We start from the raw sequence: 23452 nt of genomic DNA on the forward strand, positions 1-23452 counted from the left end.
GACGTTATGAAAAAGCTTTTGATGACCCTTGCGCTGCTGGCTGTGTGCGCGGCGATGTTTGCCGGGCCTCTGACCTATAAGCCCGGGGCCTTGAAGACCAATCTGGAAAAAGGGGAAAAGGTGTCTCTGGAGACCATCGCGGACGAGAGATACAAATACGCCGTGGCGCCCTGCAAGCCCGGGGACTGGTTCACCATAGACGCCAACGGCGGCTCCCAGTATCTGGCCTGGGCCTTTACGGACTCGGAATACAGGCTGCTGGACAAGGGCGGCGTGCAGCAGCGGGTGCAGGCGCAGATCAAGGCTCCCGCCAAGGCCGCCTGGATGATCACCTGCGACAAGGGAGGCTACCTGTCCTATAAGGGGAAGCTCACCGTAAAGGATACGGGGATCACGGCCTTTTGTCTGGAAAACCCGGCCATAGCCGGCTTTTTGGCCAACACCCAGTACAACACCAACGACTACAGCTACAGCCTGGCGGCCAACTATCAGGTGTCCGACGGGGAGCGGCTGGACCAGCCTCTGGGAGCCGCTGTGGACATACCCCGCGTCAGCGGGAGCCGGGGCTACCTGCTCACCTACGCCGACAACCCGGCCTACGCGGACAAGCGGGTAGTGGAGCTGGACAAAAAGGCCCGGACCCACACCATCTACAACCTGATACCCGGCCGGTATTACTGGTACAAGGTCTCCTCCGTGCAGAAGGACGGAGAGCTGCCCCTCAGCAAGGGCATCATCAGGACCACCGGCGCGCTGCGCATGATCAAGGCGGACAGCATACACAACGTGCGGGATATAGGCGGCTGGAAGACCTGCGACGGCAGGACCATACGCTACGGCCTCATATTCAGAGGGGGACAGATGGACCGGGGCACCGACGTCAGCCCCGAGGACGCCAAAGAGCTGACGGAGAACGTGGGCATCAGGGCCGATATAGACTTCAGAGGCGCCCCAGAGCTGCAGACGGATGACGAGGACCCCTCCAACGATCTGGATCACGCCAAGCTCCCCGGAGACGTGCTCTATACCAATATCCCCATAGGCGGCATAGACCGGTACGGCGGCGGCAGAGAGCTGTATATACAGGTGTTCCGGCAGCTGCTCTCCAATCTGAAGGAGGGGAGGCCCACCTATCTCCACTGCGCCGGCGGAGCCGACAGGACAGGCTGCTTCTTCATGTTCCTGGAAGGGCTGCTGGGCGTCAAGGAAAACGACCTCCTGAAGGACGTGGAGCTCACCACCTTCAGCCTGTACGGCGGCAGGCAGAGGACACAGGACCACTACAAGCTGGCCCTGGAGGCCGCCAGGGAGACCCCGGGAGACACCTTCCGGGACAAGTGGATCAACTACGCCATGGCCGGAGGCCTCACCCGGGAGGAGATAGACGAATTCACAGCCATAGTGCTGGATTAGAAGGGCCGGCCGGCCGGTCCGCGGCCCGGGCTCGCGCCATAACCCCGCGTCGTCTCGGCGGCAGCGCCAAACCCCGCGTCATCTCGGCGGTGAGGGCTACTCATGCCCTCACCGGTAAGAGATCTACGGGGGGACCGATGCCGCAGGCATTGGGGGGGCCGTATCGCGGGGCAGGAAAACCTTCTTGTCATCCCGGCCAAAACGGCATATGTCAAACGCCATCGGCGTTTGGCCGTTTTGGGGAAGGGACCTCGGGAGGGACCCGTTTGCCCGTTCCCTGCTCTGTCGCAGACAGAGAGGGCAAATGGGGAGGACCCGGTCCTCGGGTACCGACAAGAGGCGCATGAGAGCGCGTTTCTCTGTCCCACCCCGGCTTGGTCCGCGGCCCGGGCTCGCCCAAGGGCCCCCGGGCAACAGACAACAGAAAATACCGCCATCACACCATGGAGGACTATGTGAAAAGAATAACGTGCATGCTGCTCCTGCTGCTGCTGGCCTGCCCCTTGCTTGCCGGGGAGCTGGCCTACAGGCCGGGGGCCCTGAAGACCCATCTGGAAAAAGGGGACAAGGTGTCTCTCGTCACCATTGACGACGGCCGCTACAAATACGCCGTGGTGCCCTGCAGGCCCGGGGACCTGTTCACCATAGACGCAGTAGGCGGCTCCATATACCTGGCCTGGGCCTTTACGGACTCGGAATACAGGCTGCTGGACAAGGGCGGCGCGCAGACCCGGGTGCAGGCGGAGATCAGAGCCCCCGCCGGGGCCGCCTATCTCATCACCAACGACAAGGGAGGCCGCCTGTCCTATACGGGCAGGTCCCTGCTGAAGGACAACGGGCTGACGGAGGTGTGCCTCCTGAAGCCTCAGGTGGCGGGCTATTGGGCCAACACCCAGTACAACACCAACGACTACTCCTATTCCCGGTCCGCCTATTACCGGGTGTCCGACGGGGAGAGGCTGGACCAGCCCGAGGGCGTGACCCTGGAGCTCCCCCGCAAGAGCGGCTCCCTGGGATACGTCATAGAATACGCCGACAACCCGGCCTACGCGGACAAGCGGGTCATTGAGACGGACAAAAAGGTCCGGACCCACACCGTCTACAATCTGATACCCGGCCGGTACTACTGGTACACCATATCCTCCCGCCAAAAGCAGGGGCTCCTGGGGCTCCGGAAGGGAATAATAAAGACCACCGGCGCCCGCAGGTTCATCAAGGCCGACAGCGCAGACAACATCAGGGATATGGGCGGTCTGGAGACCTGCGACGGCAGGACCGTGCGCTACGGGCTGGTGTACCGGGGCGGCGAGATGAACCTGTCCCGTTCCCTCACAGAGGAGGACGCCAGAGAGCTGACGGAGAACGTGGGCATCAGGGCTGAGATCGACTTCCGCAGCCCTTACACGGAGCTGAAGCTGAAGGACGACGACCCCACCAACGACATAACTACCACGCCTTTGGGAGAAGGGGTGCTCTACACCAACAAGCCCATACTGGGCATAGAGCCCGACGGCACGGGCAGAGACCTCCACGTGGAGGCCTTCCGGCAGCTGCTCTCCAACCTGAAGAACGGACTGCCCACCTATCTCCACTGCGTGGCGGGGGCCGACAGGACCGGCTGCTTTTTCATGCTCATAGAGGGCATACTGGGGGTGGGGGAAAACGACCTGATGAAGGACGTGGAGCTCACCACCTTCAGCGCCTGGGGCGGCCGGTACAGGACTGGAGGGCACTTTATAAAGGCCCTGCAGTGCGCCAAGGAGTCTCCCGGAGCCACCCTGAAGGACAAGTGGATCAACTATGCCAAAGCCGGCGGCATCACCGATGAGGAGATAGACGAGTTCACCGCCATCATGCTGGATTAAGCGAGCGCCTTTTGCGGGCGCTCTGCGCCCGCAAAAGGCAAACTAAAATAAGTGCGGCGGCAGGCGCAGAGCGCCTGCCGCCGCGTTCGTTACGTACAGAGTGGCGCGCTCCGGGACAGAACGGGCCGCCGCAACAAAAAAACCGCCGGAATGTCCGGCGGCATTTTTTTCGGAACGGGAAGCGGGGGCCCCCGGAGGCGAAAAAAAGTTTGATTTTTCCCAATAAAAAATTGACTGTGATCGGTTTTTCTGCTATAATAAACCTATCGGCATACTATGCAGATAGGCTGGAGCCTGCCGTAAAAGCAGGCGCCGGACAGATACGGGCAAAGCGCCGGACGCCGTGTCCGGCGAAGACTGATCATTACAGGCAGGTCATACTATGGAGACAAACAATACACTACGGGGGACCTCGGCTTTTCACGTTGAGATCATCCCCCCAAAGCAGGACTCTGTGAAGCTGGAGGATGATCTCCGGCTGTTCGCCGCGAAGTTTGAGAGGGTCATGGCCAGCGGGTTTACCGCTTCCATCACCGACAACGCCATGGGGCTCCTGGCTTTTCAGGGGCATGAAACTATCGAGGAGTTAGGGCTGGAACCGCGCCCCGGCCAGGTGCTCATACATCTGAACACGTTTCACACAAAAGAAACGCTGGACGAAATACTGGAAACCTGCCTGCGGCTGGGTATTGGTTCTGTTCTTGCCATCAGCGGCGACGGCTCCCCCAGGCTTCCGAAGCTGAAGCCGGAGGACGTGGAAGCCCGGGGGACGGAAGCCGTCACCTCAGTGGAACTGATACGGTATATCCGCAGGCATTACCCTTCGTTTACGGTGGGAGCGGCCTTCAATCCCTACGAGCCGGAGGAGCACGAGTTTGACAAGCTGGACCGCAAGCTGGAGGCTGGCGCCTCCTTCGTCATCACCCAGCCCATCATCGGGAAAAACGCCGTGGTGGACAGAGTATTGGCCAATTATCCGGAACTGCCGGTGACCGTGGAAGCCTGGATGTCCAAAAAGCTGTATCTGCTGTCGGACGTGGTGGGCTATCCCATCCCCGAGGACGCGGTGTTCGATCCCATCGATACTCTGAGACAGCTGAGGGAGATATACCCGTCCTGCGGGTCTTATCTGTCTCTTTTGGGCTTCAAGACCCAGTACGATACAATTGAGCAAATGGCCGGGAGGGAGGAATGATGAAAATAGTCGTATGTGTCAAGCAGGTCCCCGCGACCACGGACGCAAAGATAGATCCGGAGACCAAGAGAATAGTCCGCGAAGGGACCAAGGCCGTCCTGAACCCCTTTGACCTTTACGCCGTGGAGGAAGCCATCCGTATCCGCGAACGGGCGGGAGGAGAGGTCATCGCTCTTTCCATGGGGCCGGAAAACGCAAAGAATTCGCTCACAGAGGCCTTGTCCATGGGGGCCGACAGGGCTGTCCTCTTGTGCGACAGGCAGTTCGGCGGCTCCGATACCTGGGCCACCGGCTACGCCCTTTCCCGGGCCATAGAGACCATAGGGGGAGTCGGGCTGGTGATCTGCGGCAAACAGGCGGTGGACGGCGATACCGCCCAGGTGGGTCCCGGCATCGCAGCAAGGCTGGATATTATGCAGGCGGCCTGCGTGTCCGCTGTGGAAGAGCTCGGATCCGATCATATCACGGTCTCAAGAATGAACGAAAACGGGTACGACCGGCTCCGGCTCCGGCTCCCGGCTCTCATTACGTTGGTCAAGGATATAAACATGCCCCGGATCCCCACTCTGAAGAATGCGCTCAAGGCGAGACAGGCGGAGATCACGGTCTGGACTCCCGGCGACATAGGCGCCGAGCCCGGCCTGATAGGCCTGAACGCTTCGCCTACCCGGGTGGTGAAAACAGAGCCCCCCGCCGTGAGGAACTCCGTAACGATGAACATAGGGGGAGAGCCTGCCGAGGCGGCCAAAGCTCTTGCAGATGAGCTGTTGGGCCGCGGGCTGCTGTAAGGAGAAAATCGCTATGAAAATGCAAAACGAGCAGGACAAACGCTCCTGGAAAAACGTATGGACCGTTGCCGAGACCGCAGACGGCGCCATCCACCCGGTCTCATATGAGCTCCTGGGGGCGGCCCGGAGGCTGGCGGATGCCCGGGGCGGCGAAGTCTGGACCGTGGCTCTCGGCAGCGGCCACGAAGGCGAAGCCGGTTCCCTGTTCGCCTATGGCGCGGACAAGGTCATACTCATAGACGACAGCCGTCTGGGAGCTTTTAACGACGAGCTGGAATGCAATATCCTCGAGCGTATGGTAAGGAAATATATGCCGGAGACAGTGCTGTGCGCCGCCACCTCCCGGGGGCGGGCGCTGATGCCCAGGCTGGCCGGCAAGCTCCACGCAGGGCTTACCGCCGACTGTACGGGGCTGGCTATCGATCCCGACAACGGAGATCTGCTGCAGACCCGGCCCGCCTTCGGGGGCAACATCATGGCCACCATCAGAAGCAGCGAATACCGCCCGCAGATGGCCACGGTCCGCCCCAGAGTCATGGCCGCCCCCGAGCCGCAACAGGGCAGGACCGGCAAGATCATAAGGGAGACCGTTCTTCCGGGAGATACTCTCAACGTCAAGGAGATCCTGCAGAGCGTCCGTCGGCAGGAGGCTGCCGCGAGCCTGGGGGACGCCCGCATCATTGTGTCCGGGGGACGCGCCATGAAGGGGCCGGAGGGCTTCAGGCTGCTGGAGCGCTTTGCCTCGCTTATAGGAGGCGCCGTGGGGGCCAGCCGGGCTGCGGTGGACAACGGCTGGATAGCCTATCCGCATCAGGTGGGGCAGACCGGCGCCACGGTGCAGACGGACGTCTATATCGCCTGCGGTATCTCCGGACAGATACAGCACCTCATAGGGATGCAGTCCTGCAAGACCATTATCGCCATAGATATTGACGATACCACCCCCATGATGAAGTTAGCGGATATTGCGGTGAAGGGCGATCTGTTTGAGATAATACCCGCAGTCATGAAGGAGCTTGAGGCCCGGAAAAACCAAGAGACAAACCGCTGACTTTGGTCGGATAAAAGAAAAAAGGAGAAACTATTATGCTTATTATAGGAGAAAAACTGAACGGAGCCATCAAGTCGGTGGCGGAGGCTATCAAAAACAGAGACGGAGAGTTCGTCAGGGACCTGGCTTCCCGGCAGCTGGCCTGCAGGGCCGACTATCTGGATATTTGCTCCGGGGTGCCGGATGAAGACGCAGAAGTGCTGAAATGGATGATCGGGCTCATACAGGAGGAGCATCCGGAGGCGCGCTTCAGCCTGGACAGCCCCTCGCCGGACACCATCCTGGAGTGTATCCCACTGTGCAAAAATCCCGGGATGATCAACTCGGTGTCCCTGGAGGGAGACAAGCTGGACAGGATCTTTTCGGCAGTCAGGGACATGAAGGAATGGAAGATCGTGGCCCTGCTTCTGGACGAGACGGGAATGCCCGAGTCGGTGGAAAAAAGGGTGGACAGCTTTCACAGGATCATGGACAAGGTGAAGGAGTTCGGCATAGACCCGGACAGGATCTGGTTCGATCCCCTGGTGTTCACCGTGGGTACCTCTCCCGACAGCTTTCTGAACTTTGTAGGCGCGGCGGACAGGATACTTGAGGAATACCCGGACGCCCACATAGTCAGCGGCCTGTCCAATATCTCCTACGGCCTGCCCTACAGAAAAGCCGTGAACCACGCTTTTCTGATCGGAGCCATGATGCACGGTATGGACGGCGCTATCATGGACCCTCTTAACAGAGATATGCTGGGAGGCTTGTTCGCCGCCGAGGCTCTGCTGGGCAGGGACGAATACTGCATCGAATACCTGACCGCCTACAGAGAGGACCTGTTCGGAGTGAAGAAATAGACGGCCGCCCTGCGGAACAAGAAGAGCGGCGCATACGCTGCGCCGCTGCCTGCCGCAATAAAAAACCGCCGGATATTCCGGCGGTTTTTGGCTTTTATACGTTCTCCGGGTGAGGCGTCTTGCCGCCCACTCTCTTGCGCATGATGCCCAGGAACAGCCAGACCAGTATGATGCCGGCCGCCAGGCCGATGGCCCAGTTCTTCACAAAGCCCGCTATCACAAAGGATACAAAGCTGACGGCCGCTACGGACAGGGCGTAGGGGAACTGGGTGGTCACGTGGTCGATGTGTTTGATCTGGGCTCCTGCGGAGGACATGACCGTGGTATCGGATATGGGTGAGCAGTGGTCGCCGCACACGGCGCCTGCCAGACAGGCGGAGATGCCGATGATGAGCAGCGGGTCGCCCACCTTAAAGGCTGCCATGACTACGGGGATCATCAGGCCGAAGGTGCCCCAGGAGGTGCCTGTGGCAAAGGCCAGCGCCACCGATACTACGAATATGACTGCGGGCAGCATGTTAAAGAGGCCGGTGGAGGCGCCCATCATCAGGTGCTGGACGAAATCCGCGGCGCCCAGCGAGCCGGTGATGTTCTTCAGACCGGTGGCCAGGGTGAGGATCATAATGGAGGGTACCATGGCGGCAAAGCCCTTGGGTATGCAGTCCATTATTTCCCGGAAGGGGATGGTCCTGCGGATCAGGAAATATATCATGGAAAGGATAAAGGCTGCAAGGCTGCCCATAGGGAGCGCTATGAAAGCGTCGGTGTTGCCGAAGGCGGCGATGATGCTGCCCATATTTTCAGTGCCCGTCCAGGGGGTCTTGCCGTAATAGCCGCCGCAGTAGAGCATGGCCACGAAGCAGATTATTATCAATACTATGACGGGCAGTATCAGGTCGATGACCTTGCCCTTGGTATCGGTCACTTCGGTCTCGGGGGCGTCTTCGCCTCCCAGATCGCCGGCGAGAGCCTTTTCCTGGGCTTCCTTCATCTTGCCGTAGTCAAAGTCCATGGTGGTGATGATCAGGATGAAGACCAGGGTCAGCAGCGAATAAAAGTTGTAGGGTATGGCCTGGATAAACAGCTGGATGCCGGATATGCCGCTGCCCATATCGTCAGCCACGCCGGAAACGGCGGCGGCCCAGGAGGATATGGGCGCTATCATACATATGGGCGCCGCGGTGGCGTCTATGAGGTAGGACAGCTTTGCCCGGGATATCCTGTAGCGGTCCGTGACGGAGCGCATGACGGATCCCACGGTGAGACAGTTGAAATAGTCGTCTATGAATATCAGCACGCCCAGAGCAAAGGTGGACAGCCCCGCCCCTATCCTGGACTTGATCTTTTTCTTTACCGACACGCCGAAGGCCTGGCTGCCGCCGGACTTGTTGAGCATCATCACCATGCTTCCCAGGATCACCAGGAAGATGGAGATGCCCGCCAGATCGGCCACGGGCTCGGACAAGCCCTTTATCGCTATGGTGTTAAAAGATTCTACGGGGTTGAAGCCGTTTGCCAGAAGGGCGCCTACTACTATGCCGCAGAAGAGGGAGGAATACACCTCTTTGGTCAGCAGGGCCAGAAAAATTGCTATCAGGGCAGGCAATATCGCCCAGAAAGTTCCATCCATTTAATCAGTCTCCTTTGAACGGATTTATAGCGGCCCGGGTAATGGAAACGCCCGGACAGATCGCATTAACAATCAATTCTATTATAGCAGTTTTCGGCCGTTTTGCAAAACCCGTATACGTATTTATGCGCCGAAAAAATTTTTGCCTTGGGTGTATAAACGGGTTGTATGCTATAATATAAATAGTATTGATACGGAGTTGAATTATGATAGACGGATTGAAAACAGGCTTGCTGATCAACGGCTCCTATGCCGGCATGGAGCTCAGCGGCATCTGCAGCGATATGAAAGAGACCGGCTACGACGCCGTAGAGCTTCTGTGGTCCCCGGGCAACGTGGCCTCCATGAAGGCCGTGGCCGAAAAGGCGGGGCTGGAGGTCTCGGAGATAGTCCTGCAGCAGGACTACATCACCCGGGATCCCGCCGACGCCGCGCGGAACCTGAGCATTTCCCTGGACTGCATCGCGGAATGCGCCGACGCCGGCGTGGACACAGTCAACGTCTTTTCCGGTCCCGCCCCCTGGATCCCCGACCCGGTCATAGTGGGAAAGGACATCTCCCAGGGCGAAGCCTGGAGACGGCTGTTTGCGGCCTTTGACGAGCTGGTCCCCTGCGCCGAGGAGAACGGGGTGTATCTGGCTCTGGAGGGGGTGTGGTGCCATCTGTGCCACGACTTCTTTACCTCCAAATATCTGGTGGACCGGTACCGGAGCGAATACCTGGGCGTGAACTTTGACCCCTCCCACGACATAGTCAGCAACAATACGGACGTGGACTTTCTCATAAAGGGCTGGGGAAAGGCCATAAAGCACATACACCTGAAGGACGCCGCGGGCATGATGGAGCCGGGCAGATTCGTATTTCCTCTGCTGGGCGAGGGCTTTGTGGACTGGAAGGCCTTCCGCAGGGCCCTGGACGATATATGCTATGCCGGCGTGTGCTCCGTGGAGTTTGAATCCGCGGGCTATCTGGTCAATTATTGCGGCGGCGATCTGAGGCAGGCGGCCCGTCTGTCCTTTGACATATTGAAAAAACTCCTAAGGAAGGAATAGCCATGGAAAAAGATCTCAAGGTATTGATGGTAGGCTGCGGCGCCATATCCTTTGTATGGTTTGAAGCCTTTGTCAAGCGCACCGACTGCCATATAGCAGGCGTGGTGGACATCAACAAACAGATGGCGCAGGAAAGAGCCGCCCAATACGGCCTCACCTGTCCCGTGTTCGACGATTTTGACACGGCCTTTGCGGCGGTGAAGCCGGACATAGTGGTGGACCTGACCTTTCCCTTCTGTCATCACGACATCACGGTCAAGAGCCTCCGGGGCGGCGCCCACGTCTTCGGCGAAAAGCCCATGTGTCTGGACAGAGACGAGGCTCAGGACATGGTGCGGACAGCCGAGGAGACCGGCATGGTGTACAACGTGCACCAGAACCGCCGCAGCATGAAGGGCACCCGGGCCCTGAGAAAGGCCATCTCCGAGGGCCGGCTGGGCAAGATATGGATGACCTGCTGCGAGATATACGTGAACAGCGACCTCTCCAGCATCCGCAACACTCTGCCCTATCCCATGCTCCAGGACCAGGCCGTCCACAGCTTTGACAGCTGCCGGTTCATTCTGGGGGCGGACGCCGAGGCGGTCTATTGCCACAGCTACAATCCTCCCGGCTCCAAATACAACGGCGACGGCTCCGGCTGCTGCATCTTTGACATGTCCGACGGCTCCACCCTGGTGTTCAACGCCGTCATGGACACGGACTACATGAATACTCCCTGGCACTCCCAGTTCAGAGTCATAGGCGAGATGGGGACCGCGGTCTGGGACGGCAGGGAGGACACTCTCCCTCAGGCCGAGCTGCGGCAGCCCGACGGCAGCATCCTGAAGACGGAGCTGGAGCCCGGCGACGACTGGAACGGCCTCATGTTCCATGAGTGCGGCGTGGAGGAAATGATGACCGCCCTCAAGGAGGGCAAGACCTACCACGGCTGCGGCAAGGACAACTACAAGAGCATCGCCATGACCTTTTCGTCCATAGACAGCATCAAGGCCGGCGGCAAGGTGAAGGTGTGGTAATATGACAATAGTGAAAAGATTTTGTCTGGCTGCGGCGCTGCTGCTCTGCTGCGCCGCCCTCTTTGCCCAGGAGCAGTCCATCCCCAACCTGCAAAGCGGAGACGTCAGGAACCTCCAGAGGCTCACAGCTGTCACCGACTGGCTCTACGGGATACCCGGCGGCGATTTTGAAAAGGCGGTGTTCCCCGACGTGTATTGGGGCAGCGCGGCCACGAGAGTGTCCGTGATCCCCTTTTACAACAGGGAGCACCTGTTCCGGACCTTTCCCTTTGACGAAGACCTGCCCCTGAAGGTGTGGGGCTCCATGAAGGTGGACAACGTCCGCTGGTTTGACAAGGACCAGAAGGAAGTGACCAAGCCCAATGGCTACGGCCGCTACACCGCTTACGTGGAGGCGGACATACCTGGCCTCGGCGCGGCCAAACGGCTGTTTTTGCCCATATTCGTATATGACAACGCCGACAGGAACTGGTGGGAAAAGCTGAACGTGCCCTGGAGAAACGGCTATTTCGATCCCTCCTATCCCAACTTTGCCGAGATAGACCCCAAGGTGTGGCATGACGGCGCCCCGGAGATACGGGACGCCTACGCCGAAGGCATCTGGAACTGGTTCTATTCGCCCCGGGGCGCGGAGCTCCTGGGGACCCTGGCAGAGGGTTACAAGGCTGACCCCAAGCAGCCCGGGCAGCTCAACAGCATAGCCTGCAGGAACGCCGAATACTACCTGAAGCTGAAGCTCAAGGTGCTGCGGCTGACCCCCAAGGGCCTCAGAGAGCCTCAGTATCTGGAGAAAAAGGCTCCCGTCCTCCACAAGGGCTCCCTGAAGGACGCCGGCGTGACCCAGAAGGACCTGAAAAAGCTGAAGGAGTCCCTGACCGTGTGGCAAAAGGCCGTGGAATACGGCTTTCAGGTGGTCATGGCCCGCCACGGAGTGGTGGTGCTGGACGAGGTGTATCCCGGCAAGCGTGACAAGGAGCTGCTGGGCTTCAGGGTGGCAAAGGACAGCAAGCTGGAGATAGCCTCCCTGACCAAGCTGCACTCCGGGCTGCTGCTGGCCCAGTTCCTGGACCAGGGGCTCATAGGCCTGGACGACAAGGCCTCCACGTATCTGCCCGATTTTCCCATCAGCGACAAGGTGATCACCATCCGCATGCTGAACAACCATACCACCGGCCTCTCCGGCCACGGCAATTTTGACGGTCTGGCCAATCCCTTCCTGGAGACGGACGAGATGATAGGCAAGCAGTTCCTGAAGCCGGGCCTGGTGTCCAACTACAACGGCATGGGCTTTGACCTGTCCGGCAAGATCATGGAGGCTGTCAGCGGCAAGAGCATATACAGGCTGTTCCAGGAAAACTTTTTCCTGCCTCTGGGCAACAAGGACACCTACATCACCGACATGGGCTACGGTCTCCACTGCACCGCCATGGATATGGCCCGGATAGGCCAGCTGATGCTGAACAAGGGCTCCTACGGCGACAGGCGCTTTTTCTCCCCGGAGACCTTTGACAAGCTGACCCCCATCCCCATCAACACCTTTGAGCCCGACGTGCAGAAGGGCGCCGACAACATGTGGGAGTACGGAGTAGGCATGATGGTGGGCGACTACGGTCTGGGCCCCGTGCTCACTCACGGCTCCGCCACCGGCTCCATCCTGCTGGTGGACCCCGGGAGAGACATGGTGTTTGCCATGGCCCGCTACGACTCCGCAGGCTATGAGAACTGCGCCGGCGTATATAAGGCTCTGGCAGACATGATGAGGGATGCAAAATAGAAAATATCGCAGATAATTTGTTTTTTCTGCCGAATGTGCTATAATATATATGTATGTTTGGTTTTGGAGGACATCGTGAAAAAGCTGAACGAACCTAGGGTCTTTGTGCCCATTCTCATTTTGGCAGTGCTGGCTCTGCTGGTCAGCGCAGGTCGTTTCAAGAAGAGCAGCGCCGCCAGGGACAGCATCTATCTGGACGAAAAGGACCAAAAGGAGATGACAGAGGCCTTCAGGGACGGCTCGGCCTATGAGGGCGGAGCCACCGTTCCGACTCCTCCTGCCGCTCCGGCCCCGCCTCCGGGGCAGTGACAGGCAGACGTATCGAGGGAGGTGTTTATGCGAGGTCTCAACAGCCCCAGGCTGGCCATCCTGCTGATGATGGTGGCCTGTGTGTGCATCCATTACAGCATAAGGATCACCGACAAGATCACCTTTAAGGAAGCCAAAAAAAGCATTGTTTTGACCAAGGAAGAGCAGGCGGGTATGGTCCGCGCCTTTGCGGACGGGTCGGCCTACACGTCGGGAGCCACTTCGCCTCCCAGACCCACGCCGCCCTCAGTCTCTCCTGCGCCCTGACACAGGATCTTGGGCCGCAAGGCCTGATATACAAATCACTACAGAAGCATGAGGTTACAAAATGCAAAAATTCAATGACCCTAAGATCGCGATCATCCTTGTCGTGGTAGCTGCGGCTCTCATCTTTGCCAGCGTCAAGTTTACCAAGAAGGTAAACCACTCCGATGCCAAGAGCAGCATCTATCTGGACGAAAAGGACCAGGAAGATATGATCAAGGCGTTCCAGGACGGCTCTGCATATTCCGTGCAGCCCGGCAATCCCAGCGCGGCTCAGCCTGCTGCTCCTGCGCCCGGTCAGTAGCTTTTTTCAGGGCGGGGATACCCCGCCCGTCCACATCATCAGAGAACATCCTGCCGGACTTCCGGACAGCATAATAGCAGGTCGCTTTTGGGGACAGCGTGCCCTACAAAGAGCGACCGGGTGTCTGTACTCTTTGCCGGCAGGCATGGATATCATCACGTAACACAGGAGCTTATTATGAAAAAGCTGAACAAACCCTGGCTGGCCGCTGTGCTGCTCGTAGTGGCTGCCATTCTCATCTATGCCAGCGTCAAGTGGACCAACAAGGTCACCTACAAGACCGGCAGAGACAGCATATATCTGAACAAAGAAGATCAGGAAGAGATGATCAAGGCGTTTCAGGACGGCTCGGCATATACCTCCGGCGCCGCCGGAAGCGGGCCCGCGCCCACCGCTCCTGCTCCGGAAACCAACGTGCCTTAGCAGAGCTTTACAGGCCCCTCACGGGGCTTTTGTTTTTTTGGAGTACATATATGAACAAGCTGATATACATCTTATTTGCGCTGCTGGTATCGGGGGCGTGCTTCGCCGACGTCATGGTCAAGGGCGCCGACCGGTTCGTCCTGTCCGGCGAGCCCTATGCCGTGTGGGAAGCGGAGAGCATGGGCAACTGGCGCACCGGCAAGACCGTGAAGGACCCGGACGCCTCCGGCGGCAAGGCCCGGTTTTGCGACGAGAAAAACGCCGGCTCCGACCTTATGCTCTACGGCCAGTATCAGGACCTGCCCGCGGGCAAATACGTGGCAGTGTACCGCCTGAAGATCGGGAAGGACGCCATGTTCCCCGACGATATAGCCGTCAGCCTGAACACCTCCGCCAATGCGGGAGGCGTGAACTACGGCGCCAGCCGCTTCAGAAAAAAGGACTTCAGCGCGGGCTACACCCTGTTTCCTCTGCCCTTTGAGGTGCTGGAGGGCCACAAGAGGATCGAAGCCCTGGTCCGCTGGAACCAGAACTGCGACATATGGGTGGACAAGGTGGACATATACAAATGGGAAGGGGACCTGCCTGCCAGGCTGGACCACCAGAGCCCCATGCTGAGCGTGCTGGAGCCTCCCCTCTATCCCCGGGACCTGGACTATGTGCCCCACGAGTTTCCCACCGAGGATATATTCCCTGTGTCCCAGTCTCCTGCCCGGCGCCTCTATGTGATAGACACCTCCAATAACCCGGTGGATATGAACCTGATGCTCACCAGTCTGCAGGGGCTGGTGAACAGAGAAAAGCCCAGGCTGTTTTTGTGCGGCGACGAGGTGGAGAAGGGCTGGCTGGACTGGATGAAGCAGCGGGGGGACATAGACTCCTACAGCTACATCGGCGTCAGGGAGGCCCTGAAAAGATTTGCCTCCTGCTACAAGGGCGCGGTGGTCACCGACCGCAGGATACCCGCCTCGGTGAACGCGGCCACCATGTATTCCTCTGTGTACGGGGGCCTGGTGTGCAGCGAGAGGATGCAGGAGACCTACGGTCTGCCGGTGCTCATGGATATGCGGGGCATGTTTGACAACAACGCCCAGCCCTACTACTGGGCCTGGGCCACTCTGTGGGACAAGCTGAATCACAGCGTGGCCTCCTGTCTGCACTGGGGCTGCGCCAATACCAGAGACTATCTGGTGCAGCACAAGCTCTTTGTGTTCTGGGTGCCCGGCAGGATAGACGCCGCCAGCTCCGTGTCCGACCCGGATGCCGAGATGGCCTTTGCCAACTATTTCCTCTCGCAGCTGCCCGCAAATACTCCCATTATGGGCTACCCCTGGGCCGGAGTGGACATAGGCCTGGGAGAGGGCGGAGGCGTGGGCCTCTTTGCCAAATACGGCCACTATCTGGTGGGCTCCACCAACGGCAACAATTATTCGGTCCATTCGGGCACGAAGCCCGCCGTGTTCCGGCAAAAAGAGCCCCGGAAACTGCCTCTGGAAAATGACAAGCGCTACGTGGCCTTTACCATGTCCGACGGAGACAATCTGCCGGTCATGAGCGCCGGCAACTGGCCTCAGATGTGGAAGACGGAGGACAGGGGCAAGACCCCCATCACCTGGACCATATCTCCCTCCTCCTGCGTGATGTTTCCGGACATCATGGAGTACTACTATACCACCGCCACGGATAACGACACCTTCGGAGCGGCGGTGTCCGGCGTGGGCTACACCTATCCCGCCCTGTACGGCGAGCGCTTCAAGGACAGAAAGCCCGTGTTCGAAGGCTTTTTGGCCCTCACCGACAAGTATATGAAGAAGATGGACCTGCGGGTGCTGTTCCCCATGAACGTCACCGAAAAGGAGATAGGCATCATCGCCGAGGGAATACCCTGGCTCAAGGGGCAGTTCCCCGACTATTCCAGGAGCGTGTCCCGCTATGAGGACAGCGTCTTTCTGACCTCCGGCAATATGCCCGTCCTGCGTTCCGGGACCAGCTGGGATCCCGACAACACCGAGCCGGAATATATGGCTCAGCGTATGGCCAAGGAGCTTTTGGACTTCCCCAGCGTAAAGGAAGGGGAGCCGGCCTTTATCCACGCCTTTTTGTGGAACTGGGGCTACAAGCCCTCCATAGTGAACCGCATCACCGAGCTGGTGCCCGACAACTACGTGTTTGTCAGCGCCGAGGAGATAGCCGCTCTGGAAAAGGAATATCTGCAAAAGCAGCTCCTGACGGTGAACGTGGTGGACGAGACCGCCTGCATAGAGGGCGCCGCCAGCGTCCTGAAGCTGAAGGTCCAGAACACCACGGACAAGCCCTTTGACGCCACCTTTGCCCTGAAGGGCGCGGACAAGGCAGAGCCTCTGACCATCACCGCAGAGCCCGGCAGGATCAGCGAATTGGAGCTCCCCTTCGTGGCGTCGGGCCCCCTGACCCTGGTGACCTCCTTTGAGGGACAGACCAGAGAGCGCAGCATCAGAGTCAACCTGTACGACAAGGCCTCCGTGCCTCAGAGCCTTGACCCGGACAAGCTGGAGCTGGTGGCCCATTACAGCGCCGACCTGCTGAAGACCAACAACGCCGAGGTCTATACCTCGCCGGAGGGCATCAGATACAGAGCGGCCATCTGCGGCGAATCCGAAGACGGCGCCATCATCTTCGGCCCCTACGCGCTCTTTGACCCGGGCCGCTACGTGGCTGTGTACAACCTGATGAGGCTGGACGAAAAGGGCGAGGCAGAGGGAGTCTGCGAGCTGGATATAGTTCCCGCCGCTTCCCGGGACAGAGTGTTTGACAAAAAGCTCTACCGCAAGGACCTGCCCGTGGGCAGGAAGGTCACGGTCTACGCTCCCATCGAATGGAACAGCGACAAGGGGCTGGAGACCAGAGTCTTCTGGCAGGCGGACAAGGATTCCATGAGAGTGGACGGAGTGAGCATTTTCAGAATAAAGGACTGATATAGCATGAACAGGATCTGTATTTTGGTTCTGTGCCTTTTGTCCGCGCCTCTGCTGGCGGACGGATTTGTCAAAAGCGGCGAACCCTTGAAAGCGCAGCTTTCGGGTTCGCCCGTTGCCGTGTGGGAGGCCGAGGCTGCGGCAGCCCCGAAGGCGGGCAGGACAGTCCGGGACCCCGGGGCCTCCGGCGGCAAGGCGCGGTATTTCAGAGTGGAGGACGCCCCGAAGGGGCCCCTCTTTTGCGGACAGACGGGGGAGCTGCAGCCGGGTAAATATATAGCCGTATTCCGCATAAAGATAGACAGGGACTATTCCTATCCCGAGGACACTGCCGTCCGCGTGGGCGTGACCGCCAACAAGGGCAGCGTTGACCGGGGGGAAAGCCGGTATGTGTTCGGCGATTTCAGCGGCGGCTGGGACCTGGCGCCCTTCCCCTTCGAGGTGCGGGAAGGCGAGAGCAGCATAGAAGCCCTGGTGAAGGGCAGCCCCGCCTGCGACGTGTGGGTGGATAAGGCCGAGATATACCTCTGCGACGGGCCTCTCCCCGGGCGGCCGGCCCCCAAGTCCAAAAGGGCGGAATACGTGGAGCCCGGAGAATATCCCCGGGGGCTTGCCTACACTCCCGCTGCGCCGGGAGAGGGGGATATTTTCCCCGTGTCACAGCCCGTGTCACGGCAGCTCTATGCCATAGACTGCGAGGGCCGGGATTATGACCAGCTGATGCTGACCAGCCTGCAGGGGCTGGTGAACAGAGAAAAGCCCCGGCTCTTTCTGGCCGGCGGCAGGGAAAAGAAATGGCTCGGCTGGCTCGTGGAGCGGGGCGACGTGGACAGGGTGACCTGGATCACTCCCCGTCAGGCCCTCCGGCGTTTTGCAAAGTATTACAGGGGCGCTGTGATCACAGACCGCAGGATACCCGCCACGGTGAACGCGGCCACCATGTATGCCGCCGTTTACGGCGGGCTGGTGTGCTCCGAGAGAACGGCGGCTGAATACGGCCTGCCTGCGCTGATGGACTTGCGGGGCATGTTCCACAACGACGCCGAAGCCTACTACCGGGCCTGGGCAGACCTGTGGGACAAGCTGGATCACTCCGTGTCCTGCTGTCTCCACAGCAGCATCACCAGCCCCAGGGATTATATAGTGCAGCACAAGCTCTTTGTGTTCTGGGCGCCGGGGGTGCTGGACGGAGCCCTGACTCCCGCAGACCAGAAAAGAGACCTGGCTTTTGTGAACTTTTTGCTGTCCCGCCTGCCGGCAAATACCCCCATACTGGGCTATCCCTACGCCGGTGAAGGCATCGGTATAGGCGAAGGGGGCGGAGTGGGCCTCTTTGCCCGCTACGGACACTTTTTGGTGCCCTCCGACTTCAGCAACAATCTGTCGGTCCATTCCGGAGCCCGCAGAGCGGAGCTCAGGCAAAGGGAGCCCCGGCAGCTGACCCCGGAGCCCGGCAAGCGCTACGTGGCCTTTACCATGTCCGACGGCGACAACCTGCAGGTGCTGGCCAACGGCGGCTGGGCCTGGGATTCGGAGGACAGGGGCAAGGTGCCCATCACCTGGAACATATCCCCCTCGTCTTCCATGCTGATCCCGGATATAGCCGACTATTACTACTCCACCGCCACGGACAAGGACTCCTTCGGAGCGGCAGTGTCCGGAGTGGGCTACACCTATCCCGCCCTTTACGGCGAAAGGTTTGCGGAGGCGGGGCCCGTGTTTGACGGCTTTTTGGCCCTCACCGACAAATATATGCGGCGGATGGACCTGCGCGTGCTGGCTCCCATGGGAGTCACGGAAAAGGAGATAGCCCTGATAGCCCAGGGGCTCCCCGGCATCAAAGGAATGGTGCCGGACTATGCCCGAAGCAGAGAGGTCACCCGCTACGAAGACAGCGTGTTTCTGACCTCCGGCAATATGCCTGTGATCAGGGCCGGCACGAGCATGGGGCCCGACAGCGGCGGCCCGGAGGAAAAGGCCCGCTTTACCGCCCGGGAGATCAGTGAGTTTCCCGACGTGCCGGAGGACGAGCCGGCCTTTGTCCACGCCTTTTTGTGCAACTGGGGCTACGGTCCCTCCATAGTGAAGCGTATAGCCGAGCTGCTGCCGGAGAACTGGGAGTGCGTGAGCGCCGAGGAGCTGGCCCTTTTGGAAAAGGCATATATGCGGGAGAAGATGCTGATGGTGAACGCGCCGTCGGAAGTCGCCTGCATAGAAGGGGTCCCCTGCGCCATGGAGCTGAAGCTGCAGAACACCTCCGACAGCCCCTTTGAAGCGATGATAGACCTGAAGGGCGTCACAGGCTTTGAGCCTGTGCGTATGACTCTGGAGCCCGGGAAGCGGGAGGTCCTGCCAGTGGAGCTGGCGCCCGCCGGCAGCCGCGTCACCCTGGAGGTGTCCTTTGAGGGCCGCGCGCTGACCCGGGAGATCATTGCCAATCTCTACGACCCCGCCTCCCTCCCGGCAGGGCTGGACCCCGCCCGGCTGGAGCTGGTGGCCCACTACAACGCCGCCGATATGCAGAGCATCAATGCGGAGGTCTATACCTCGGAGGAGGGGACCCGGTACAGGGCGGCCATCAACGGCGAGTCAAAGGACGGAGCCATCGTGTTCGGGCCCTACAAAGCCCTGGAGAAGGGCCGCTACGCGGCCGTCTATAACCTGGTGAGACTGGACGAAAAGGGCAAGAGCGACCGAGTGTGCACCCAGGATATAGCCGCCGAGGGAAGGACCCTGACCGAAAAGGAGCTCTTCCGCCGGGATCTGCCCCTGGGCAAACGGGTCACTCTCTACGCTCCCATCGACTGGGACAGCAAGAACGGTCTGGAGACCCGGATATTCTGGGACAAGGACAACGATTCGCTGAGAGTGGACGGAGTGAGCATCTTCCGCGTCGGGGATTGAGGCCGGCGAGGCATACGGCAGCCCCGAAAGGGGCTGTTTTTTTGCGCGGGCCGGCCCGGGGGCCCGCCGTCATCCCGGCGGTCAATAAAGACGTCATCTCGGCGGTTTTGACGTCAGGCAAAACCGGTAAGAGATCCCCTTCAGACTGTCGCCATTGCCCCGGCACGGCACCATACTCACCGCCGGGGGTAAGTATGTTTTGTCCCGTTGGGCCGGTCCGTGGCCTGGGCTCGCGGTTCGTCCACACCCCGCGTCATCTCGGCCCAAATTTCGGGGTCCCCGAAAAATCGCAGATTTTTTGGGGTGAAAATCGCAACATATGTAATGCGTTAGCATTACGCGATTTGGGGTAAGAGATCTACGGTGGGGCCCGCCAGCCCATTCCTTACTCTGCCAACGGCAGAGAGGGCTGGTGGGAGGGGCCGTATCGCGGGGTTGCGGAGTTCTCGGGAGAGCGCTTTCCGTTTTTCCCGCTGCCCCGGCGGCGCAAAAAAAGGCGCCCTCGGGAGAGGGCGTCCTGTGAAATGTCAGAAGAGGTCTCAGGGCATGGTGGCGCTCTTTATGTCCGAATAGACTGTTTTGCGGTTGCCGCCGTCGTCGGTGTAGACGACGAAGGCTCTGCCGTACCAGGTGTCGCCGGACCGGACGTTTTTCTTGTTGATGATAAAGGTATTGGTCACTGCGGAGTAGCCCGAGGACCTGCCCACTATCACTCCGGGGGTGTCAAAGAGTATCTCATCCACCGACTCGTCGGACTCGAGGAGCAGCACGCCGTGCATGACCTCGCTCGCAAAATCAAGTCCGGTCAGGACCTGAGCGGTAAAGCCTATCTTGCCGCTTTCCACGTTGGGCGTCCACAGGTTCACCAGAGTGACGTCGTCAACGCCGCCGCCGTAAACTGCGGTAAAGCTCATGTTGGCATAGACCGATACGGACAGATTGAGGGAGTAGGACACTATCTCGCCGGTGTCGGTGTCGGTCCAGTAGGAGAAGTCGTCATCATTGTAGGTGTCGGGAGCGGTGACTCTGAACACCTGGGCAGCCTTCAGCAGCTTCACAGTCACATCATCGCCCGCAAAGGCCTGCACCGTGTAGCGGGTGTCGGCCTTCTCGAGAATGGCGGTAAAGGTCACGTCCTGGGTCACTTCTCCGCTGTCCGGCAGTTCGCCGCGGTAGTTGTTCGTCCATTCCCTGACCCTGTAGCCTGTCCGCAGTCCGGTGTCGCCGGCTTCCGCGGGATAGGAGACCTGGAAGAAATCGGTGACGGCGTCTCTCTTGTACACCTTGCCGTACATGTCCTTGTAGATAAACATATAGGACTCCGCGGGAGCCGCAACGGCTTCCAGGGCGGTGGTGCGGCTTACGGTATATTCAAACTCCTCTGTATCGGAGATCACGTTGCCGGCTGAATCCTTCCAGCAGACGAACTTGTAGCCTCTGTGGGGGATGGCGTTCAGGCGCACGGTGTCTCCGCTGAAGGCCGTGAAGGACTCCTCTGCAGAGTCGTTCACGTAGGTGAACGCGTTGTCACCGACGAGATCGACCGTGTAGGCAAAATGATCCAGCTCCACGTCTTCGATGGCTTCGGCCAGCTCCAGGGCCCGGGCGACGGTCATAGCCAGATAGCCGGTGCTGAGAGCATCCTCGGCTTCGTCCAGGGCCTCTTTGAGCAGGATAAGTGTGGCCGGGCTGTAGATGCCCATGCCTGCCTCATACAGTTCGTTGCCTTTGTCCACGCAGGGCTGCAGTATGTCCCGGCTGGCGCTGTTGTCCACCACGGCGGAGAAGCTGAGCCTTTCATAATCGCCGGCGGTGACGGGCTGGGTGAACCTCCTGCCGTTTACGGTGACGTAGTCTATCTCAAGAGGCAGGCCGTCCGCGCAGCTGAGAGTAAAATCTGCGGGGTCAAACTCAGTGTCGGCGCCTGTCAGGCCCAGAGCGGATACGTCCTTTCCGTTCCACAGGAGCCTGGCGCTCCGGAGAGAAACGTATTCTTTGCCTCTGTGGACTCTGGAGAAGGATACGGGGATCCTGTCGTCAATGACGGGATAGTTGTCGGGGCCCGTGTTTTTCCAGGGGGACAGCAGATTGTCTTCAGCCCAGCCCTCGCCGGTCATGACTGCCTTCGATACTCCGTCGCAGATGTCAAAGGTTTCGGGATAATCGTATCCGTCGTTTATACCTGCCATGGGGGCGGAGCAGAAATCGGTGCAGTAGTAGCATCTCATGAACACGGTGCGGGAATCGGCCGCCTGGTAGCCGCCCACTATTCCGCCGGCATAGTCACCGTCTTCCCAGCTCATGCCCGCGGAGCAGTTGTCCGCATAGTAGTTGCTGCTCACCAAGGATGTGTACCCTTCGACGAGGTCAACGAGACCGCCGAGAATGCCGCCCAGATAACAGCTGTTCCCCTCGGAGTCCTCATGGCAAATGTCCACGTAGTTGACCCTGTTGCTTATCACGTCAACGTACCTGGCGTTGCCTACCAGTCCGCCCATGAATAAGCCTTTGCCGCTGATAGAGGTGGAGGTCACCGTGTTGAAATCCGTGTGGGCGGCGAAGGAGCTTTCAACGTTGCCTATGGACTGGCCGACGATGCCGCCTATTTTGGTGTCCACACTGCCGCCGATGAGCTTCATGGAATCGGCAAAGCAGCTGTCAATGTAGTAATGGTTGTTGCCTGCTATGCTGCCAATGCAGGCTCCGTTGGTGTCGGTCAGGGTGAGATCGCTCACCAGACAGCGAACGACATAGCCGACGTTGTGTCCGCAGATGCCGCCCAGATTTGCGTTGAACAGGGTGTTGGTCAATACCACCTCGCTGCCGTTGGGGTCGCCGCAGACGGTGCAGTCGGTGATGGTGGCCTGGTATTCGTTGACGGCCGCCACTACGCCGTTATACCATGCTCTGCTGGAAGCGCTTGAGTTCAGGACGAACTTCAAGCCGGAGATGGTGCCCTTGTTTCCGCCAACAAAGCCGGTTTGGTCCAAACCTCCCTCCCAATCTCCGGTGGCAGACATATCCATGCCGATAATAGTGGCGCCGTTGCCCTCTATGGTCACGCCCTCCGCTACCCTTTTAATGGGCGTCCAGTCCAGGCCGGTCAGGTCAAAGACGCCGCTGAGGGTGATGTCTTCATTAACGGTGGTGCCGCACAGCTCCAGAAGCCCCTCCACGGTGGTAATGGTCCTGGCTCCCGCCGCCGAAGAAAGCAGCAGAGCGAAGAGGACCGGCACAAGCCACATATGTCCGATACGTTTTTTCATGATAACTCCTTAATGTGAAGCGGGCCCTGCAGAGTGAAGAGCGCGCTGGCTGTATGGGTGCTAATTCTATTATAGCAGATTTGGGGGTTATTTGACGGGTCATTTGAGTTTTCCAGGGGAAAAACTCTTTTGTCATCTCTGCGCAAACTTCGGGGTCCCCGAAAAATCGCAGATTTTTGGGGGTGAAAAACGGCACATGTCAAATGCTCTGCATTTGGCCGTTTGCGCTTTGAGATCAAGGCCGGGCCCGTTTGTCTTAGTGATTTGTCAAACTAAGTGCAACAGTTTTGGATTTCGAGGTCCCACAGAAACTGAGCAGAACGAAATTTAAGAACCTTACGAGGCCTGGCGTTGATGAGCGCCAGGTTTCGTTGTAATGTAGCTGGTGCGACACGGGAA

At 59.4% G+C, this 23452-nt stretch carries 17 protein-coding genes; 15 read left to right on the forward strand and 2 right to left on the reverse strand.

Translation table 11 applies throughout. The annotated features are described in order from the left end of the window. Positions 1-6 precede the first annotated feature (6 nt). The 6 genes from IK083_06555 to IK083_06580 all read left to right on the forward strand — a co-directional run bounded on the left by IK083_06555 (position 7) and on the right by IK083_06580 (position 7154). Positions 7-1413 (forward strand): tyrosine-protein phosphatase, encoded by a 1407-nt coding sequence (locus tag IK083_06555; protein MBR4749212.1) that lies wholly within the window; start codon positions 7-9, stop codon positions 1411-1413. A gap of 455 nt (positions 1414-1868) precedes the next feature. Continuing rightward, positions 1869-3278 carry a tyrosine-protein phosphatase gene (locus tag IK083_06560; GenBank protein ID MBR4749213.1) on the forward strand — a complete coding sequence of 470 codons (1410 nt, stop codon included), beginning with the start codon at positions 1869-1871 and terminating at the stop codon, positions 3276-3278. A 382-nt stretch (positions 3279-3660) separates the two neighbouring features. Further along, the gene (locus IK083_06565; GenBank protein MBR4749214.1) at positions 3661-4473 is read left to right on the forward strand and encodes a methylenetetrahydrofolate reductase; all 813 of its coding nucleotides are present in this window, start codon (positions 3661-3663) and stop codon (positions 4471-4473) included. Beyond that, the gene (locus IK083_06570; protein ID MBR4749215.1) at positions 4473-5261 is read left to right on the forward strand and encodes an electron transfer flavoprotein subunit beta/FixA family protein; all 789 of its coding nucleotides are present in this window, start codon (positions 4473-4475) and stop codon (positions 5259-5261) included. Before IK083_06565 ends, IK083_06570 begins: the two co-directional genes overlap by 1 nt. Before the next feature lie 13 nt (positions 5262-5274). Further along, complete coding sequence (locus tag IK083_06575; protein MBR4749216.1) at positions 5275-6312, forward strand: electron transfer flavoprotein subunit alpha/FixB family protein; 1038 nt, start codon at positions 5275-5277, stop codon at positions 6310-6312. Positions 6313-6347: 35 nt separating this feature from the next. After that, positions 6348-7154, forward strand: coding sequence for a dihydropteroate synthase (locus IK083_06580; protein ID MBR4749217.1), 807 nt, complete (start codon positions 6348-6350; stop codon positions 7152-7154). A 94-nt stretch (positions 7155-7248) separates the two neighbouring features. Here IK083_06580 and IK083_06585 read toward each other — a convergent pair whose 3' ends face one another. Continuing rightward, complete coding sequence (locus IK083_06585) at positions 7249-8784, reverse strand: Na+/H+ antiporter NhaC family protein (protein ID MBR4749218.1); 1536 nt, start codon at positions 8782-8784, stop codon at positions 7249-7251. A 206-nt stretch (positions 8785-8990) separates the two neighbouring features. Here IK083_06585 and IK083_06590 point away from each other — a divergent pair, with 206 nt between their 5' ends. The 9 genes from IK083_06590 to IK083_06630 all read left to right on the forward strand — a co-directional run bounded on the left by IK083_06590 (position 8991) and on the right by IK083_06630 (position 19787). Next, the gene (locus IK083_06590; protein MBR4749219.1) at positions 8991-9836 is read left to right on the forward strand and encodes a sugar phosphate isomerase/epimerase; all 846 of its coding nucleotides are present in this window, start codon (positions 8991-8993) and stop codon (positions 9834-9836) included. A gap of 2 nt (positions 9837-9838) precedes the next feature. Then, entirely contained in the window at positions 9839-10855 is a 1017-nt protein-coding gene (locus IK083_06595; protein ID MBR4749220.1) for a Gfo/Idh/MocA family oxidoreductase, read from the forward strand. A 1-nt stretch (position 10856) separates the two neighbouring features. Next, entirely contained in the window at positions 10857-12629 is a 1773-nt protein-coding gene (locus tag IK083_06600; protein MBR4749221.1) for a beta-lactamase family protein, read from the forward strand. 75 nt (positions 12630-12704) lie between these two features. Then, complete coding sequence (locus IK083_06605) at positions 12705-12938, forward strand: hypothetical protein (protein ID MBR4749222.1); 234 nt, start codon at positions 12705-12707, stop codon at positions 12936-12938. A 27-nt stretch (positions 12939-12965) separates the two neighbouring features. Continuing rightward, positions 12966-13205, forward strand: a complete 240-nt coding sequence (locus tag IK083_06610) for a hypothetical protein (GenBank protein ID MBR4749223.1) — start codon at positions 12966-12968, stop codon at positions 13203-13205. Between the two features lie 61 nt (positions 13206-13266). Next, positions 13267-13506, forward strand: coding sequence for a hypothetical protein (locus tag IK083_06615; protein ID MBR4749224.1), 240 nt, complete (start codon positions 13267-13269; stop codon positions 13504-13506). 177 nt (positions 13507-13683) lie between these two features. Next, positions 13684-13929: a hypothetical protein gene (locus tag IK083_06620; GenBank protein ID MBR4749225.1), complete on the forward strand. Its 246-nt coding sequence runs from the start codon at positions 13684-13686 to the stop codon at positions 13927-13929. Positions 13930-13979: 50 nt separating this feature from the next. Beyond that, entirely contained in the window at positions 13980-16883 is a 2904-nt protein-coding gene (locus tag IK083_06625; GenBank protein ID MBR4749226.1) for a hypothetical protein, read from the forward strand. 87 nt (positions 16884-16970) lie between these two features. Next, a complete protein-coding gene (locus IK083_06630; protein MBR4749227.1) occupies positions 16971-19787 on the forward strand; it encodes a hypothetical protein in 2817 nt (938 codons plus the stop codon). Positions 19788-20326: 539 nt separating this feature from the next. Here the strand turns inward: IK083_06630 and IK083_06635 are convergent. Then, positions 20327-23053, reverse strand: a complete 2727-nt coding sequence (locus IK083_06635) for a hypothetical protein (protein ID MBR4749228.1) — start codon at positions 23051-23053, stop codon at positions 20327-20329. Between the last annotated feature and the right edge of the window lie 399 nt (positions 23054-23452).

This window comes from Abditibacteriota bacterium, assembly GCA_017552965.1.
In the GTDB taxonomy this organism is placed as follows: Bacteria; Armatimonadota; UBA5829; order UBA5829; family UBA5829; genus RGIG7931.